This window comes from Vannielia sp. (genome assembly GCF_029212645.1).
Classification (GTDB): domain Bacteria; phylum Pseudomonadota; class Alphaproteobacteria; order Rhodobacterales; family Rhodobacteraceae; genus Vannielia.
Genome location: NZ_JARGND010000002.1, coordinates 58,292 through 71,720 on the forward strand (window position 1 = coordinate 58,292; position 13,429 = coordinate 71,720).

The following is a 13,429-nucleotide window of genomic DNA, read 5'->3' on the forward strand; positions in this document are numbered from 1 at the left end:
CCCCAGCCCGGCAGTCAAATCTGGCGGGGCGGCCCGGCCCGGCGGCGATCCTCAATCCTCACCTGGAAAAGCCTGGTCGCCTGCGGTCAAAGGGTGGCCTAAACCGGCCCTTGGGGCGGCACAAAGGCGGGAGAGCCTCTTCCTTGGCACACTGACGAGTGAACTTGACGAGCGCTCCCCGACGTTTGCGAGACCTTTGAATGTCTTGGCTGTGGCGGCGCAAGTGTGTATAGGTTCGCCCCGATTGATCTTGCCCTCAATGGTCTGTGCCCAAAGCTCCGCGTCACCGCGCCGCGGAAAGGGCTCACCGATGTCGTGCTCTTTGCGGCTGACCTGGAACTACCAGAAACCGGAAGGACGCGTTGATATGGTCGCCATTTCGTGTGCTCTATCTGTGCAGTACGCGGTCGATACGTGGCAAAAAGGGGCGTATCGGTCGCAAAGTGGAGGGCGCATGCCGCCGCGCAATGAGTTGGTGATATTGTAAATATGACGAAATATCAATCAGATAGGCTGTCCGTCGCCCCGATGATGGACTGGACCGACAGGCATTGCCGCTTCTTTCACCGCCAACTCACCTCTCAAACCCTGCTCTATACCGAGATGGTCACGGCCCCGGCCCTGGTGCGCGGCGGGGCCTTGCATTTGCTGGGGTTTGATCCCGCCGAACACCCCGTTGCGGTGCAGTTGGGCGGCTCCGAGCCTGCCGAACTGGCAGCAGCGGCGCGGCTCTGTGAGGAGGCGGGGTATGGCGAGGTCAATCTCAACATCGGCTGCCCTTCGGACCGGGTGCAATCGGGGGCCTTCGGCGCGGTGCTGATGAAGTCGCCTGATCTGGTGGCCGAGTGCCTCACCGCGATGCGCGAGGCTGTCAACGTGCCTGTCACCGCCAAATGCCGGATCGGCGTGGATGAGCAAGATCCGGAAAAAACCCTGCCACACTTCCTTGAAATGTTGCAGAAAACCGGGATTACCCGCGCCACGGTCCACGCCCGCAAGGCCTGGCTTCAGGGCCTCAGCCCCAAGGAAAACCGCGATGTGCCGCCGCTGGATTACCCGCTGGTCCACGCGATGAAAGCCGCCTTTCCGCAGATGCACCTCTCCATCAACGGCGGCATCAACACGCTGGCCGAGGCTGAGGCGCAGCTTGCGGCGGGGATGGATGGGGTGATGATCGGGCGGGCGGCCTATCACGATCCGGGGCTGCTGCTCCACGCCGATGAGGTGATTTTTGGCCAGCCCCCCACCCGGCGCAGCCGCGCCAGTGTGGTCAAGGCGATGCGCCCCTATATCGACGCGCATCTTGCGCAGGGCGGCAAGCTTGCGCAGATCACCCGGCACATGCTGGGGCTGTTCACCGGGCGGCCCGGTGCGCGGGCATGGCGGCGGGTTCTGTCACAAGAGGCGCACCGTGAGGGCGCCGGGCTGGAGGTGCTGGACCGCGCCCTCACAGCCCTCCCCGAAAGCTCTCTTGCCGCCTGATAAACCGTGCCGAAACGCCAGCCTAGCCGCCGTTCTTCAACCGCCCGGCACGCCCGCCGCGCCGCCTTGTCAGCAGCCCCTTGCGCTCTGGAAGCGCCTCGATCACCGCCTGGCGATCTTCCGGCGTCATCGCGCCCCAGCGGGTGATCTCGTCAATCGAGCGCAAACACCCGGTGCAAAGGCGTGACTCCGGTTGGATCACGCAGATATTCACGCAGGGGCTTTCAATCTCGTCGCGTTTCCACAGATCGTCGGTCATTCGGTTGCCATATGGCGCAGCCGGTCCAGCGCCCCTTGCAGGATGTAGCCCGCCGCCACATGGTCAATCACCTCGGCGCGCCGGGCGCGCGATGTATCGGCTTCCAGCAAGGCCCGCTCGGCGGCCACCGTTGAAAGCCGCTCATCCCAATAGCCGATCGGCAAATCGCTCAAGCGCGCGAAATTGCGGGCAAAGGCGCGGGTGCTCTGGGCGCGCGGCCCTTCTGAGCCGTCCATATTGCGCGGCAGGCCCAGCACGATGCCCGCGATCTCGCGTTTGGAAAGGATCGCCAGCAGCGCCTCGGCATCAAGGGTGAATTTCTTGCGCCGGATCGTTTCAAGCGGCGTGGCGACGCTGCGCAACCCGTCTGAAACCGCCACGCCAATCGTTTTGGTGCCCAGATCAAGCCCCGCCAAGGCCCCGCGTGGGGGCAGGGCGGTGGCAAACTCTGCGGTGTCCTCGCAGATCATTCGCCCAGCCCGGCCTGTGCCGCTGCCGCCTCGATCATCGCCAGCCCTTCGCTGTGTGCGGCAAACACCGCGCGCGCTTCGGTCAGGATAGCGTTGGCCTTTTCGGTATCGCCCAACACCCCAAGTGCGCCGATCAGCCGGGCCCAGTCTTGGGGTGGGCCACCCTCATCGGCCAGCCGCCCTTCGAGCTGCTCAACCATGCCGCGGATCATCTGCTGGCGGTCTTCGGGGCTCATATCCGCCGCCGCCGCCATATCTTCCTGCGAGGGGCCGCGCGCGCCCGCCATCGGGGGCAGGGCGGGCAGTTGGTAATCCACGCCCGCATCCTGTGCCGCCACCTGGATCTGCTGGCGCAAGTCGCGCATCCATGGTGCATTGGCAGGGCCGCGCTCCGCAAGCGGGCGCCAAGTGCGAAAGGCAAGATCAGGCCGTCCGGTCTGGGCGCGCATCACGCCCCAGTAATACCGGGCTGCAAGGTTGTTTTCGTCGCGGCTCAGCGCCTCTTTCAGCGCCCCCTCCGCTTGCGGGCTCACATAGCCCCGCGCCTCGGTGATCCAAAGCTGGGCGAGCAGCAGGAAATCTTCGCTCGTTGCCGCGCCCCCCTTAAGACGGATCACATTTTGCTGCGCTATGGCCGCCGCGCCGTAGTTGCCCAGCGTCACCTCATTGCGCAGCAGCAGCTCATGGCCGCGCAGATCATCGGGGCGCGTTTCCACGGCGAGGCGCAGCTTTTCCATCAGCTCAAGGAATTCCGGGTCAACGTCCGGGTCAGCAAACCCGGCCATGGCGGTCTCGCTATTGATCCGCTCGATCATCACCGCCTGGCTGGGGCGGGTGAGGTAAAACTCCTGCGCCGCGCCAAGCCGTTTGGCCACCGGCATATCCGGGTAGCCAGGGGCGCCGAGCTGCCAGTAAAGCCCGCCCGCACCGGCCACCAGCAATGCCGCCAGCGTCACCACCAGCCCACGGTTCGTGCCACCGGGAGCGGCCTTTGGCTTGGCCTCTGCCTTTGCGGCCTTGTCGGCGTCAAGGATGCGCCGCTGGATTTCCAGCGTGAGCCGTTCGGCTTCCTCGGCTGAAACCCGGCCTGCGGCCTGATCCTGCTCAACCGCGGCCAGCTGCTCGCGGTAAAGGGCAATCTCGGGCACCTCGCCGCTTTGCGCGCTGGCCTGCGCCCCGCGCCCGCCGCGCAGAATGGCCCGCGCCAAAACCGCCACCACCAGCAGTACCAATGCAAATGCACTTATCCAGAAGCCCATGACCCCTCCGTTTCATGCCCTCCGATGTATCGCCCCGCGCCCCGCGCCGCCAGCCCCTGCGGCATCACGCCCCGACACATGGTCGCAATCGGGGGCCATCCGGTCGCTACGCCGCAATTGCAAACGCCGTTTGAAAGGCATTACACCAAGAGAACGCCACGCCCCGGAGACACCCGCCCATGCGCCGCTATTCCGCCTTTGCCATCGCCCGCGAAGCCATGCGCCAGCACCTCGGATGGGAGAAGGCCTGGGAAAGCCCCGAACCGCGTGAGCACTATGATGTGGTGATCGTCGGGGCAGGGGGGCACGGGCTGGCCACGGCCTACTACCTTGGCAAGAATTTCGGCATCACCAATGTCGCGGTGATCGAGAAGGGTTGGCTTGGCGGCGGCAACACCGGGCGCAACACCACCATCATCCGCTCGAATTACCTGCAAGACCCCTCGGCGGCGATCTACGAGAAAGCCCGCAGCCTTTACGAAACCATGAGCCAGGACCTGAACTACAACGTCATGTTCAGCCCACGCGGCGTGATGATGCTGGCCCAGACCGAGCATGAAAAGCGCGGCTACCTGCGCACCGCACAGGCCAACGCCCTGCAAGGGGTAACGACCGAGTATATCCCCCCCGGCCGGGTCAGGGAAATCGCCCCGATCATCAACATTGATGGCCCCCGCTACCCGGTTCTCGGCGCGCTCTGGCAGGCCCGCGCGGGCACGGCGCGCCATGATGCGGTCGCCTGGGGCTACGCGCGGGCCTGCTCGGACATGGGGATACACATCCTGCAAACCTGCGAGGTCACCGGGGTGCGCAGCGCCAGCGGCACCGTCACCGGCGTTGACACCACCAAAGGCCACATCGGCTGCTCCAAACTAGGCATCGTGGTCGCCGGGCACTCTGGCCAACTGGCCGAAATGGCGGGCTTCCGGCTCCCGATCGAGGCGGTGGCGCTGCAAGCCTATGTCTCCGAGCCGATCAAACCGGCGCTTGATTGCGTTATCATGGCCAACACGGTGCACGGCTACCTTTCGCAATCCGACAAGGGCGAAATGGTCATCGGCGGCGGCGCGGACAACCACAACAACTTCACCCAGCGCGGCTCCTTCTCCCATATCGAAGAAACCACCCGCGCCCTGATCGAAACCTTCCCCATGCTCTCGCGCCTCAAGATGCTGCGCCAATGGGGCGGCATCGTGGATATGACCGGGGACCGCTCCCCAATCCTCTCGGCCACCCCGCTTGGCGGCTGCTTCATCAACTGCGGCTGGGGCACCGGCGGCTTCAAGGCGATCCCCGGCTCGGGCTGGGGCTTTGCCGAACTCATGGCAAAGGGCCACTCCCCCCTCACCGCCGCCTTCTCGCTTGATCGCTTCCGCGAAGGCCGCTTCATCGACGAAAGCGTTGCCGCAGGGGTGGCGCACTGATGTTCATCGGCAAAACCCTGCTCAGCCCAAATCCGCTCGGGAACCGCTCCCGCCCTCGCGGTGTTTCTCACAGGAATGCGGCGCGTGTACCCTGCGCGCACGCTCCAGAGAGAAAACGCACAGGAGGCACCCAATGGCCCAACACGATGATCGTTCGCCCCATAGCCAACCCGCCCGCGACAGCGGCAGCAACAGCACGCTTTTCTTCATTGTCGGGGCGCTCGTCGTTGCGGTCGGCGTCATCGCCTATTTCCTGTTCGGCTATGACACCGCAACCACAACCACGCCGGCAGGAGACACCAATACATCCGTCACCATCGAAACCGAACCCGACGGCGGCGGCGCAACCGATATCGCCCCCACCGAGACGGCCCCGGCAGATGACCCCGCCGCAGATGCCCCTGCGCCTGACGCACCTGCAACAGATGCACCTGCAACGGATGCCCCGGCAACCGAAGGCAACTAACCCCCCCGGCTCCCTCGCACAGCGGGGGGCCACCACTCGGGAATGGCCGCGCCTTACTTCGCAGGCGCGGCCATGACCGCGCAGCGCGTCCGATACCAGCGTCTTGCCCGTGCCATGGCCATCGTGGGCCTCGCCGCTTGGGCGATTGGCACGCTCGGCTCTGTGCTCGGCCAACTCAACCCCGATCTCTTCCACCGCTTCGGCGCTCTCGGCGTTGCCGCTTCGGTGCTGTTCTTCAGTGACCGGATGCTTCAGGTCGAACTCGCCCGCCAACGCTCGGTCGAGCGGATGCTGCATGAGTTTGGCGTTGAGCTGGAGGTCATGCGCTCGGGCACCGAGCCAACCGATATCCCCTCCGAGGGCTATGTCGTCGATTTCCTCACCGAGGAGCGCAACTTTGACGCGCTGCACCAGCGGGCCGATCTGAACTCAACCTTCAATGTCGCGCTGCTCACCGTCGCCACCCTGCAATGGGGTTTTGGCGACATGTTTTTGCGCTGGCTGAACGGCGGGGTAACGCTTTGAGCCACCGAACGCCCTTTCAAAAAACGCGTATGCATGGAGTGTGCATCGCTTGTGCATTACTTGTGCCCCTTCGCTTTTTGCAATTAACGCCGCTCCAAACTGGTAAACGCCCATGCTGAAATTCACCTGCCCCGCCTGCCGGATCGAGGCCTGCGAGAGTGAGCTTGTTAACGGTGGCGAGGCCCATCTTACCCGCTCCGGCCCCGGCGACAGTGACGAGATGTTTGAGCGTTACCTCTTCATGCGCAAAAATCCGAAAGGCGTGCATTTTGAGCGGTGGCGTCATGCCATGGGTTGCGGCAAATGGTTCATCGCCGCCCGCCACACCGCCACGCTGGAGGTGTTTGGCACCTATCCCGCCCAAGCCCATGAGCCGCCCGCCGATGTGATCGCGGCGATCAAATCCCGATACCCCGCGTGGGAGGGCTTCAAGTGAGCACCCGTCTCGCCACGGGCGGCACCCGGTTAAACCGCGCCCGCCAGGTTGAATTTACCTTCAATGGCAAGCGTTTGCACGGGTTTGAAGGCGATACCCTCGCCTCCGCTCTGCTCGCAAATGACCAGCTCTTGATGGGCCGCAGCTTCAAGTATCACCGCCCGCGCGGCGTGGTCGCTTCGGGCGCGGAGGAGCCTAACGCGCTGGTCGGTCTGGGCGAGGGCACTCGTTTTGAGCCAAACCAACGCGCCACCACCACCGAGCTGTTTCACGGCCTCATCGCCGAGTCGCAAAACCACTGGCCCAGCCTTGATTTTGACATTGGCGCGATCAACAGCAAACTCTCCCGCTTTCTGCCCGCAGGCTTTTATTACAAGACCTTCATGGCCCCCCGCGCCGCGTGGAAACACCTGTTTGAGCCGATCATCCGCAAAAGCGCGGGCCTTGGCCGCCCCACCGAACCGGGCGATCCTGACCGCTATGAGCACTTTCATATCCACCTTGATCTGCTGATCGTGGGCGGCGGCATCGCCGGGCTTCAGGCCGCCCTGGTCGCCGCTGAAACCGGCCGCAAGGTGCTGCTGATCGAGCAAGAGGCCCATTGGGGCGGGCGTGCCGTGGTGGATGGTGTCAAGATCGAGGGCAAGACCGCCGCCGAATGGGTGGCCGAAACCGTTGAAAAGCTAACAGAATATCCCAATGTCGCCCTGCGAACGCGCTTCATGGGCTCAGGCGTATATGACCACGGCTATGCGCTCGCCTATGAGCGCGTGTCCGATCACGCCCCAGCCACTGGTGGCCCCCGCCACCGGCTCTGGCGCATCCGCACTGGCCAGATCATCACCGCCACCGGCGCGCTGGAACGCCCGCTCAGCTTTGCGGGCAATGATACCCCCGGCGTCATGCTCGCCTCGGCCGTGCGCGACTACGTTGAAAGCTACGGCGTCAGCCCCGGTGATCGCACCGTGGTCGTCACAAATAACGATGATGCTTACCGCACCGCGCTGTCCCTTCACCAAGCGGGCCTCACCGTCCCCGCCGTGATCGACGCCCGCGCCATGGTTAACGGCCCCCTTGTGGAGGCCGTAAAAGCCGCCGGTATCCGCGTCGAAACCGGCAAAGGCATCGCTTCAGCTTCAGGCGGCAAGCGCTTGAAATCCGTTGATATCTGCGCGCAAGCGGGTGAGGGCGCGGTGCTCGAGAGCATAGCGTGCGATGCCTTAGCCATGTCCGGCGGCTGGAGCCCGGTGGTGCATCTCTGGAGCCATTGTGGTGGTAAGTTATTGTGGTCAAACGACTATTTCCACTTCCACCCCGATGAAACCCGTTTCCCGACCGATGACAAAGGCGCGCAATACGTCCGCACCGCCGGCATTGCGTCCGGCGCCATGCGATCCGCTGATGTGCTTGAAAACGCAGCACAATCCGCTGCCGCCGCGCTCGGCGTCACCGCCCCCAAAGCCGCCAGCGCCACCGACGATGATGAAGGCCCAATGGCCCCCGTCTGGGTCATGCCGCAAGGGGCAGGAAAAGCGAAAAAATCCAAGATGTGGCTGGACTTCCAGAACGATGTTAAAGTGAGTGACGTCGAGCTGGCCGCCCAGGAAGGCTACAAATCCGTCGAGCACACCAAACGCTACACCACCCTCGGCATGGCAACGGATCAGGGAAAGCTAAGCAATATCAACGGCCTCGCCGTGCTTTCGCAAGCGCTCAACCAGCCGATTCCCGAGACCGGCACCACCACCTTCCGCCCGCCCTACACCCCCATCTCGCTCGCCTCCATCGCAGGCCCGGCACGCGGTAACACCTTCCAACCATTGAGAAAAACGCCGATCCAATCCTGGCATGATGCCCACGGCGCCGATTACGAGCCCGTCGGCCAATGGCGCCGCCCCTTCTGCTACAAGAAACCGGGCGAAACCCGCGAAGAAGCTGTTTCAAGAGAGGTCCGTAACACACGGGAATCCCTTGGACTTCTGGATGCTTCCACCCTCGGCAAAATCCTCGTCAAAGGCCCCGACGCGGGCAAGTTTCTTGATATGCTTTACACCAACATGATGAGCACCCTGAAACCCGGCAAATGCCGCTATGGCCTGATGTGCAACGAAAACGGCTTCCTGATCGATGATGGCGTTGTCGCAAAGCTCAGCGAAAACAGCTACTTGGTCCACACCACCACCGGCGGCGCCGATCACATCCATGCCCATATGGAGGATTGGCTGCAATGCGAGTGGTGGGATTGGCAGGTTTACACCGCCAACCTCACCGAAGCCTACGCCCAGATCGCCGTGGTTGGCCCCAACGCCCGGAAATTGCTTGAAAAACTCGGCGGCCTTGATGTCTCCAAAGAGGCGCTGCCGTTCATGGGCTGGGTGGAGGGGGAGCTTGCTGGCCTTCCGGTGCGCGCCTATCGCATCAGCTTCTCGGGTGAGCTCAGCTATGAGCTCGCCGTGCCCGCAAACCAGGGCCTCGCCTTGTGGAAAACACTTGTAGATCAAGGCGCTGAATGGGGCATCTCCCCTTATGGCACCGAGGCGCTGCACATTCTGCGGGCCGAAAAGGGCTTCATCATGATCGGGGATGAGACTGATGGCACGGTGATCCCGCAGGATCTTAATCTTCACTGGGCAATCTCCAAGAAGAAGGAGGATTTCCTCGGCAAACGGGCACAGGAGCGCAGCCATATGGCCGATCCTGATCGTTGGAAGCTGGTCGGCCTGCAAACCCTTGATGGTTCCACGCTCCCCGACGGCGCCTATGCGCTGGACGAGGGCGCCAATGAGAACGGCCAGCGCAACACGCAAGGCCGCGTCACCTCGACCTACCATTCGCCCACGTTCGGGCGCGGCATCGCCATGGGCCTTGTGCGCCATGGGCCGGACCGCATGGGCGAGGTGCTGAAGTTCAACAAGGTTGATGGCTCAACCATAGAGGCCAAGCTGGTTGATCCGGTGCTCTATGACCCGGAAGGGGAGAAACAAAATGTCTGAAGCGCGTTTGCACACCCCGCTCGGTGGGGCCGGGTTCAAGGGCTATGTCTCGTTCACCGAGGTGGCGCCAACCGGCATGATCGCCCTGCGCGGCGACCTCGCCAATGCCACCGTGGCAGAGGCCGTTGAAGCGGCAACAGGGCAGGGGATGCCCGCCGCCCGCCGCATCGAAGGTGGCCTAGATGGCGGCGCTGCATGGGCTTCGCCGGATGAGCTGTTGCTATTCGTGCCCCAGGCCGAGGCCGCCGAGCGCACAGCGGCGCTGGCAGAGGCGCTGGCCACGCAGCACGCGCTTGTTGCCGATGTGTCTGACATGCGCGCGGCTTTTACGCTCAAAGGCGCTCATCTGCGCGACATGCTAGCCAAGCTTACCCCGGCTGACCTTTCGCCCGAGACCCTGCCGTCAGGAGAGTTTCGCCGCACCCACCTAGGCCAGATCGCCGCCGCCTTCTGGTTTGAAGCCGAGGAAACGGCGCATCTGATCTGCTTCCGCTCGGTTGCAGACTATGCGTTCGACCTGCTGAAAGAGGCCTCGGAGCCGGGTGGCGAGGTTGGCTATTTCTCCATATAGGTCAAAGGTTTAGGCGGCCTTTTCGTCCTTCTTTCGATCTTTCTTGCCGTCCTCTTTTTTCTCGTCCGTCTCTTCTTCCTCATACTCGCCGGTTTCGATGAAGTGGGCGAGCTTGGGGTCCTGCATTTGATACTCGATCGAGCGTCGGCAGGTCTCAAGGCAGGCGCGATGCAGCGCGGCGAGGTCATCATCGCGCAGCAGCTCCGCCACGGCTTCGGCGAGGCCATCTGTCAGGATCGAGCTGTCTTCGCAGGCGTTCAGATCATTCTTGTGCCAATAGCCCATATCGATCCGGTCGGTGTTTTTGGAGTTGGCGGTGCCGCGCAGGCGTTTAAGCAAAAACTCCTCGCGGCTCTTGATCGCGTAGTGGTTCACCTGGCCAAACTCGTAGCTCACGTTGTGCTTGTTTGAGCGCCAGCCTTTTTCAAGGATCTTGTCATCCAGCCGTTCCCCGCCGCCATTCACCCAGCAGCGCATTCCCGGCACGATCTCGGTCTTTTTCTCGAACTTCGGGCGATGCACGCCGAAATAGCCGAACCGCTTTGGATCAAACACGGTTTTGAAGCCCCAGCACAGCCCGTTTTCTGGCTCCAGCAGGGTGGCCCCTTGGGTAAACCGCTCGGTGACAAGCTCGTCTGGCGCCATATGGGCATGGCCGTTTGAGCCCATGAACCGCCAGTTCAGCGAGATCGCCTCGGTGCCCGGCGGGCAGGCCTCAACCAGCGCGTCAATCGAGTGATCGCCCACATGGATATTGAGGAATTCATCGGCATCAATCACCGCCAGCCAATCCATCTCGCGCACCAATGCGTCCTTGTTGGCGCGGCTATAGGCGGCGCGCTGCGGATCCATCCTTGGCCCGAGCGGATTGTCAAAGTGGCGGATCACGCCAAGCTGGTCCAACCGGTTGAGCATCAGGTTCGAGCCGTCGCTGCAATCGTTTGAATAGATGAGGAAATCGGTGAAGCCGATCATTTTGTGATAGGCGATCCACTCCAGCAGATAAGGCCCCTCGTTCTTCATCGCGGTGAGGACCATCTTGCGTTGTGGGGCGTGCTTGTTCATTCGGCGGGGGGCCTTCCCTTGATCGGGGTGTCGCTGAGGATCCTGACCCGGACCCGTTTCTTCGCTGGGGTCGCTCCGGCCTCGGCTGGCGAGGCGGAGCGTGACCTTTTTGGGGGCGCACCCCCAATCCGGGTGGCAGCGGTTTCACCCTTTTTGCTTGATTTGCTCGCAGTGGCGGCCTTTTCGGCGCGCATGGCGGCCATTTCGGCATGGCCTTCACGCATCTTCTGTTCGATCAGAACGCGGGTTTCTTCGGGGATCGCCTCTTCGTCGGAAATCCGGTCTTCGACCTGCTCTCCCTCGCCAGCGGCGGCGGCAAGGGCTTGTTCCCGCTCGTTTTTTACGCGCATCTTGGCGTTTTTGGTGCCCGCGACCAGCAGCGCGATCTCCCGATCAGGCACCCCGGCCTCCTGCATTTCCTTGATCTTCTGTTGCCAGATCTTGGGCAGGTGTTTGGTAAAGAGCACCTCGTTCAGCTTGTCGATCGGGATGGCGGAGGCTTCGCGCAGCTCTTCCAGCCATTGATCGTATTCGCCGGTGTGGCGCAGCGATTCAACCCGGTGGTAATGGTAGATCAGCGCCTCTTCCTGCAAGCGGCGCAGTTCATCATCCTTCAACATAGCTTCCATGAGCCGCTTGGTGGCGCGGGCATGGCGGGTGGCGTTGGTGGCCTTGATCTCGTTGCGGTCGAAAATGGCGAAGTAGCCGGCGTTATACTTGTCGGCCTTGTTGTTCACATTGCCGCGCATCCGGCGCAGCAGATAGGCCTCGTAGCTTTTTACGCCGTAGTGGTTCAACTCGACCAGATCATAGCCCAGCGACTTGCCGTTCGAGCGCCAGCCGGAGAGATTGAACTCATTGTCCACATACTCGCCAGAGCCGTTGACCCACTTTTGCTCAAGCATCTGCTGCGCGCGCTCGGGCAGGCGTTTGGCACCCTTCATATGCGGGCGGTGGATGCCGAGTTTCATCTCCTCAAACGGCTTGAACATCGTTTTGACGCCCCAGCCCTTGCGAAATCGGTCCGGCGCGGCGCGGGTGTAGCTTTCGGTGACAAGGCCGGGGTTCCAATCCACCACATCGTTGCAGCCAAAAAACCGCCAGGTGATGTTGATTGCATCGGTATCTGCGGGCAGTTGCTCCACCAGATCCCAAATCTTGCCACGGCCGCATTTGATTGAAACAAACTCATCGGCATCCATGGTGAGGATCCACTCAGAGTTCAGCACCTGCTCGTTTTTCATCGCCAGCATCAGGGCGTTGGGCTGGGGTTTTTTGCCTTCTGGCACCTCATTGTCATAGTGATGACAATAACCCAATTCCTCCAACCGTTTCAGCATCTTGTCAGAGCCGTCGTTGCAGTTGTTGGTGTAAACGCAGATGTTATCAAAACCAACCTGACGATGGTAAGCGACCCACTCCAGCAAGCAGTGGCCCTCGTCCTTCATCATCGACAGGATGGTAAATTTGGATGTCTCGCCGTCACTCATCGGCTGCTGCCCCCTTGGCGCGGGCTCCCCTGTGCTCATGGGCCTGCCTGTGCGGCCCAAACCTCGTGCGTGGTGCTGGCCTTCAGCCTAGTCCTGCAAAGTTAACAGAGGCACAACAGCGGCCAGCAGACCCTCCCGGCGCTGATGGCCGGGTTTCTCTCAGCATACCTTAGATAGAGGTGAAGTCACCCCCCGCTTACGGCGTTGTTTCCGCTCCGCTGACAATTCTAGCCACCGTTTCCGGGCCTTTCCCGGCTATTTGCCGCCCAATCTGCCCCTCCAGCCCTTGACCTTGCCCGCCACCGTGCTCTTTATCCCCACAAGCGCATTCAACAGACAGGAGAGGCTCCAATGGCTTTCGAACTTCCCGATCTTCCTTACGCCCATGACGCACTGGCCGAGCATGGCATGTCCAAGGAAACCCTCGAATATCACCACGATATCCACCACAAGGCCTATGTTGACAACGGCAACAAGGCCATCGCCGGGACCGAGTGGGAAGGCAAATCTGCCGAAGAGATCATCAAGGGCACCTATGATGCCTCCTCCGTGGCGCAGAACGGCATCTTCAACAACATCTCGCAATTCTGGAACCACACCCAGTTCTGGGAGATGATGGGCCCCGGCAACGCCGGTATGCCCGGTGAGCTTGAGTCTGCGTTGAAAGAGGCTTTCGGTTCGGTCGACAAATTCAAGGAAGAGTTCTCCGCCGCAGGTGCAGGCCAGTTCGGCTCGGGCTGGTGCTGGCTGGTGAAAGACAGCGACGGTTCGCTCAAGGTGACCAAAACAGAGAACGGCGTGAACCCGCTCTGCTTTGGCCAAACCGCGCTGCTTGGCTGCGACGTGTGGGAGCACAGCTACTACATTGATTTCCGCAACAAACGCCCGGCTTACCTGAGCAACTTCCTCGACAAGCTGGTCAACTGGGAAAACGTCGCCTCGCGCATGTAAGAGCGGCAGTTTTCAAGAGGTCTGAGCGCCCACCTTTT

The 13,429-nt window shown here is 62.2% G+C and carries 13 protein-coding genes; 8 read left to right on the forward strand and 5 right to left on the reverse strand.

Annotated features, from left to right (window positions below):
* The first annotated feature begins 489 nt into the window (after positions 1 to 489).
* A complete protein-coding gene (gene dusA, locus P1U55_RS00975) occupies positions 490 to 1,482 on the forward strand; it encodes a tRNA dihydrouridine(20/20a) synthase DusA (protein WP_301045597.1) in 993 nt (330 codons plus the stop codon).
* Positions 1,483 to 1,504: 22 nt separating this feature from the next.
* On the opposite strand, the gene P1U55_RS00980 is transcribed toward dusA, so the two are convergent.
* Genes P1U55_RS00980 through ccmI form a run of 3 tightly spaced genes read right to left on the reverse strand, consistent with a single transcriptional unit; the run spans position 1,505 to position 3,470 of the window.
* Positions 1,505 to 1,741 carry a DUF1289 domain-containing protein gene (locus tag P1U55_RS00980; protein ID WP_301045598.1) on the reverse strand — a complete coding sequence of 79 codons (237 nt, stop codon included), beginning with the start codon at positions 1,739 to 1,741 and terminating at the stop codon, positions 1,505 to 1,507.
* Positions 1,738 to 2,211 (reverse strand): Holliday junction resolvase RuvX, encoded by a 474-nt coding sequence (gene ruvX, locus P1U55_RS00985; RefSeq protein ID WP_301045599.1) that lies wholly within the window; start codon positions 2,209 to 2,211, stop codon positions 1,738 to 1,740. Before ruvX ends, P1U55_RS00980 begins: the two co-directional genes overlap by 4 nt.
* Entirely contained in the window at positions 2,208 to 3,470 is a 1,263-nt protein-coding gene (gene ccmI, locus P1U55_RS00990) for a c-type cytochrome biogenesis protein CcmI (RefSeq protein WP_301045600.1), read from the reverse strand. Before ccmI ends, ruvX begins: the two co-directional genes overlap by 4 nt.
* Before the next feature lie 179 nt (positions 3,471 to 3,649).
* On the opposite strand from ccmI, the gene P1U55_RS00995 reads away from it, so the two are divergent.
* From P1U55_RS00995 to P1U55_RS01020, 6 genes are all read left to right on the forward strand, one after another.
* On the forward strand, positions 3,650 to 4,894 hold the full coding sequence (locus tag P1U55_RS00995) for a sarcosine oxidase subunit beta family protein (RefSeq protein ID WP_301045601.1): 1,245 nt from the start codon (positions 3,650 to 3,652) through the stop codon (positions 4,892 to 4,894).
* 133 nt (positions 4,895 to 5,027) lie between these two features.
* A complete protein-coding gene (locus P1U55_RS01000; RefSeq protein ID WP_301045602.1) occupies positions 5,028 to 5,360 on the forward strand; it encodes a hypothetical protein in 333 nt (110 codons plus the stop codon).
* Between the two features lie 72 nt (positions 5,361 to 5,432).
* Positions 5,433 to 5,885, forward strand: coding sequence for a hypothetical protein (locus P1U55_RS01005; RefSeq protein ID WP_301045603.1), 453 nt, complete (start codon positions 5,433 to 5,435; stop codon positions 5,883 to 5,885).
* 112 nt (positions 5,886 to 5,997) lie between these two features.
* On the forward strand, positions 5,998 to 6,321 hold the full coding sequence (locus tag P1U55_RS01010; RefSeq protein WP_301045604.1) for a sarcosine oxidase subunit delta: 324 nt from the start codon (positions 5,998 to 6,000) through the stop codon (positions 6,319 to 6,321).
* Positions 6,318 to 9,314 (forward strand): sarcosine oxidase subunit alpha family protein, encoded by a 2,997-nt coding sequence (locus tag P1U55_RS01015; RefSeq protein ID WP_301045605.1) that lies wholly within the window; start codon positions 6,318 to 6,320, stop codon positions 9,312 to 9,314. Before P1U55_RS01010 ends, P1U55_RS01015 begins: the two co-directional genes overlap by 4 nt.
* A complete protein-coding gene (locus P1U55_RS01020) occupies positions 9,307 to 9,885 on the forward strand; it encodes a sarcosine oxidase subunit gamma (RefSeq protein ID WP_301045606.1) in 579 nt (192 codons plus the stop codon). Before P1U55_RS01015 ends, P1U55_RS01020 begins: the two co-directional genes overlap by 8 nt.
* 9 nt (positions 9,886 to 9,894) lie before the next feature.
* On the opposite strand, the gene P1U55_RS01025 is transcribed toward P1U55_RS01020, so the two are convergent.
* Together P1U55_RS01025 and P1U55_RS01030 are read right to left on the reverse strand one after the other, a co-directional pair.
* Complete coding sequence (locus P1U55_RS01025; protein WP_301045607.1) at positions 9,895 to 10,950, reverse strand: glycosyltransferase family 2 protein; 1,056 nt, start codon at positions 10,948 to 10,950, stop codon at positions 9,895 to 9,897.
* Positions 10,947 to 12,440, reverse strand: coding sequence for a glycosyltransferase family 2 protein (locus tag P1U55_RS01030; protein ID WP_301045608.1), 1,494 nt, complete (start codon positions 12,438 to 12,440; stop codon positions 10,947 to 10,949). The genes P1U55_RS01025 and P1U55_RS01030 overlap by 4 nt, the downstream gene beginning before the upstream one ends.
* A gap of 351 nt (positions 12,441 to 12,791) precedes the next feature.
* On the opposite strand from P1U55_RS01030, the gene P1U55_RS01035 reads away from it, so the two are divergent.
* Complete coding sequence (locus P1U55_RS01035; protein WP_301045609.1) at positions 12,792 to 13,391, forward strand: superoxide dismutase; 600 nt, start codon at positions 12,792 to 12,794, stop codon at positions 13,389 to 13,391.
* The last annotated feature ends 38 nt before the right edge of the window (positions 13,392 to 13,429 follow it).

Coding starts and splice junctions, on each gene's coding strand:
- P1U55_RS01000 (WP_301045602.1), top strand. CDS start 5,028: ATGGCCCAACACGATGATCGTTCGCCCCATAGCCAACCCGCCCGCGAC.
- ccmI (WP_301045600.1), bottom strand. CDS start 3,470: ATGGGCTTCTGGATAAGTGCATTTGCATTGGTACTGCTGGTGGTGGCG.
- P1U55_RS01035 (WP_301045609.1), top strand. CDS start 12,792: ATGGCTTTCGAACTTCCCGATCTTCCTTACGCCCATGACGCACTGGCC.
- P1U55_RS00980 (WP_301045598.1), bottom strand. CDS start 1,741: ATGACCGACGATCTGTGGAAACGCGACGAGATTGAAAGCCCCTGCGTG.
- dusA (WP_301045597.1), top strand. CDS start 490: ATGACGAAATATCAATCAGATAGGCTGTCCGTCGCCCCGATGATGGAC.
- P1U55_RS01010 (WP_301045604.1), top strand. CDS start 5,998: ATGCTGAAATTCACCTGCCCCGCCTGCCGGATCGAGGCCTGCGAGAGT.
- P1U55_RS00995 (WP_301045601.1), top strand. CDS start 3,650: ATGCGCCGCTATTCCGCCTTTGCCATCGCCCGCGAAGCCATGCGCCAG.
- P1U55_RS01005 (WP_301045603.1), top strand. CDS start 5,433: ATGACCGCGCAGCGCGTCCGATACCAGCGTCTTGCCCGTGCCATGGCC.
- ruvX (WP_301045599.1), bottom strand. CDS start 2,211: ATGATCTGCGAGGACACCGCAGAGTTTGCCACCGCCCTGCCCCCACGC.
- P1U55_RS01030 (WP_301045608.1), bottom strand. CDS start 12,440: ATGAGTGACGGCGAGACATCCAAATTTACCATCCTGTCGATGATGAAG.
- P1U55_RS01025 (WP_301045607.1), bottom strand. CDS start 10,950: ATGAACAAGCACGCCCCACAACGCAAGATGGTCCTCACCGCGATGAAG.
- P1U55_RS01020 (WP_301045606.1), top strand. CDS start 9,307: ATGTCTGAAGCGCGTTTGCACACCCCGCTCGGTGGGGCCGGGTTCAAG.